The sequence below is a fragment of the Streptomyces sp. NPDC060028 genome, assembly GCF_042736725.1.
Taxonomy (GTDB): Bacteria; Actinomycetota; Actinomycetes; order Streptomycetales; family Streptomycetaceae; genus Streptomyces.
Window position 1 is genome coordinate 1 of record NZ_JBHWVJ010000170.1, and the last position, 2,958, is coordinate 2,958.

General features: G+C 68.5%; 2 protein-coding genes and 1 rRNA gene. 1 reads left to right on the forward strand and 2 read right to left on the reverse strand.

Annotation, left to right across the window (positions count from 1 at the left end; all coding sequences use genetic code 11):
- Together ACFWBF_RS37165 and ACFWBF_RS37170 are read right to left on the reverse strand one after the other, a co-directional pair.
- Positions 1–247, reverse strand: a 16S ribosomal RNA gene (locus ACFWBF_RS37165); the annotation flags it as partial.
- Positions 248–860: 613 nt separating this feature from the next.
- Positions 861–1,868, reverse strand: coding sequence for a stage II sporulation protein M (locus ACFWBF_RS37170; RefSeq protein WP_385609253.1), 1,008 nt, complete (start codon positions 1,866–1,868; stop codon positions 861–863).
- A gap of 124 nt (positions 1,869–1,992) precedes the next feature.
- Between ACFWBF_RS37170 and ACFWBF_RS37175 the strand changes: the two genes are divergently transcribed.
- The gene (locus ACFWBF_RS37175) at positions 1,993–2,907 is read left to right on the forward strand and encodes an RDD family protein (protein WP_385609254.1); all 915 of its coding nucleotides are present in this window, start codon (positions 1,993–1,995) and stop codon (positions 2,905–2,907) included.
- The last annotated feature ends 51 nt before the right edge of the window (positions 2,908–2,958 follow it).

Consider the following 2,958-nt stretch of genomic DNA (forward strand, 5'->3'; position numbering starts at 1 on the left):
CCAACAAGCTGATAGGCCGCGGGCTCATCCTTCACCGCCGGAGCTTTCAACCCCCGCCCATGCAGGCAGGAGTATTATCCGGTATTAGACCCCGTTTCCAGGGCTTGTCCCAGAGTGAAGGGCAGATTGCCCACGTGTTACTCACCCGTTCGCCACTAATCCACCCCGAAGGGCTTCATCGTTCGACTTGCATGTGTTAAGCACGCCGCCAGCGTTCGTCCTGAGCCAGGATCAAACTCTCCATGAATGTTTACCCGTAATCGGGTGCACACGCACTTAGAGCGGGACAGTCATGTCGGAATAAGACCGACCGTCCACTGCGTCCTCGCTGTGTAATTGCCTGCACGTACTTCACAAGGAAGCCCTACAGGTCTTTTTCAAAGGAACCTCATCCACCGAAATGGACGGGGTATCAACTTTTGGCGTTGATTTTTGGCACGCTGTTGAGTTCTCAAGGAACGGACGCTTCCTTTGTACTCACCCGCAGTACATCGTCTCGGGCTTTCCTCCGGGCGCTTCCTTCGTTCTTGTGTCTCCGACTCTATCAGACTCTTTCGTGTCCGATTCCCGGTCGAAGCGGGTTTCGCTTTCCAGGATCTTCGCTTTCGCGCTTTTCCTTTTCGGCGATTCCGACTCTATCAGAAGTTTTCCACCGGATTTCCCGGCTTCGGATCTCTGAATGGAGAGTCGAGTGTGCCCGCTTGGAATTCAATTCCTGCGGGCGAGAGAGATGTTAAACCATCGCTGACGAACTTGTCCAGTTCGAGGCAACCGTTCGAATCTACCTCCCCACGGCGACCGTGTCAACAGTGTTCGCGGGACGACGAGGAGACTAGCAGCTCAGTGGGCTCGTACGCACATCAGGCCGCGGTGGGCAGGGTGGCCGTCCGGTCCGCCGTTTCCACGTCGCCGACCTCTCCCTCGCGGGAGGCGCGGCCGCCCAGGACGTAGACGTACAGGAGGAAGGCGGCCTCGGCGCTGACGCCGATGGCGATGCGGGCCCAGGTGGGCAGGCCGGAGGGGGTGACGAAGCCTTCGATCAGGCCCGAGACGAAGAGGACCGCCGCCAGTCCTATGGCCATGCCGAGGGCGGCGCGGCCCTGTTCCGCGAGGGCCTCGCGACGGGTGCGGGGGCCGGGGTCGATGACCGTCCAGCCCAGGCGCAGGCCCGTACCCGCGGCGACGAAGACGGCCGTCAGTTCGAGGAGGCCGTGCGGGAGGATCAGGCCGAGGAAGACGTCGAGGCGGCCGGCGGAAGCCATCAGGCCGATGCCGACGCCGAGGTTGGCCATGTTCAGGAAGAGGATCCAGAGCACGGGCAGACCCAGGAAGGCGCCCAGCACCAGGCACATCGCGGCCGCCTGGGCGTTGTTCGTCCATACCTGGGCGGCGAAGGAGGCCGCCGGGTGGCTGGAGTAGTACGTCTCGTACTCGCCGCCCGGCTTCGTCATCGCCATGAGGTCCTCGGGAGCCGCGATGGCGCCCCGGACCTCGGGGTGGGTGGCGATCCACCAGCCGATGAGCACGCCTGTGGCGATGGAGATCAGCGCGGTCGGCACCCACCAGCGGCGGCTGCGGTAGACGGCCGCCGGGAAGCCGGCGGTGAAGAACCGGGCCGCGTCGCGCCAGCCGCCGCGGCGGGCGCCGGTCACCGTGGCGCGGGCGCGCGCGACGAGCTGGGTCAGGCGGCCCGTGAGCATCGGGTCGGGGGTGCTGGACTGGATGAGGGAGAGGTGGGTGGAGGTCCGCTGGTAGAGCGCGACGAGTTCGTCCGCCTCGGCTCCGGTGAGTTTGCGGCCGCGGCCCAGGAGCTGCTCCAGCCGGTCCCACTCCGCCCGGTGGGCCGCCACGAAGACGTCGAGATCCATCTGGTTGGCGCTCCCCTGCCCCTGGTCCGCTGCCGGTCCCCTGATTTTTCCTGCTCGTTCTGTGGTCAGCTTGGCAGACTGGATGCCGAAGGGGCGGGTCAGGTCACGTGAAGGGTGTGCATCGGTGAGCGATCTGGTGACGGGGGACGCGGTCGTCCTGGGGCTGCGGCCGGCGAGGCTGCCGAGCCGGGCGCTGGCGGTGCTGCTCGACCTGCTCGTGTACGTCACCGGGTACCTGCTCGTCTCGCTGGGACTGACCTTCGCCCTGGCCTCGATGGACACCGCGGCGCGGGCTGCCGTACAGGTCGGGTCCTTCGTCCTGGTGCTCGTCGGCGTGCCGATCGCCGTGGAGACGCTGAGCCACGGGCGGTCGCTGGGCAAGCTCGCGTGCGGGCTGCGGGTGGTGCGGGACGACGGCGGGCCGATCCGGTTCCGGCACGCGCTGGTGCGCGGGGCGATGGGGGTCATCGAGCTGCTGGGCACCTTCGGTGCCGTGGCGTGCATCGCCTCGCTGGTGTCGGCGCGCGGGCGGCGGCTCGGGGACGTCTTCGCGGGCGCCCTCGTCATACGGGAGCGGGTGCCCGGGGCGCGGGTGATGCCGGTGCCGCCTCCGCCGCCGTGGCTGGCGGGGCGGTTCTCGGGGCTGGACCTGTCGGCGGTGCCGGACGGGCTGTGGCTGGCGATACGGCAGTACCTGACGCGGATGAACCAGCTGGACCCGCAGGTGGGTGCGGCGATGGCGGCGCGGCTCGCGGACGATCTGGTGGCGCGGACCGGGGCGCCGCCGCCGGCCGGGGTGCCCGCGGCCGCGTTCCTGATGGCGGTGGTGCACGAGCGGCAGTCGCGGGACGCGGCCCGGGCCTTCACCCGTAACGCTGCTGCTGCCCCGGCGCCCGCCCCCGCACCTGTTCCGTACGGCGGGATGCCGGTGATGCCGGCGGTCGCGCCGGCCGTGGCTCCGCTCGCGCCGGCGGCTCCGGCCCACGTGGCAGCCGTACAGCCGCCCGCACGCGGGACCGGGTTCGCCCCGCCCGCCTAGGCCGTGTTTTAGAAGTCGCGGGCGGCCAGCCATTTGGTGAGGTCGCCCGCG

Bases quoted from the DNA above. Each gene is read 5' to 3' on its own strand.
- ACFWBF_RS37170 (WP_385609253.1), bottom strand. From the start codon at position 1,868: ATGGATCTCGACGTCTTCGTGGCGGCCCACCGGGCGGAGTGGGACCGG.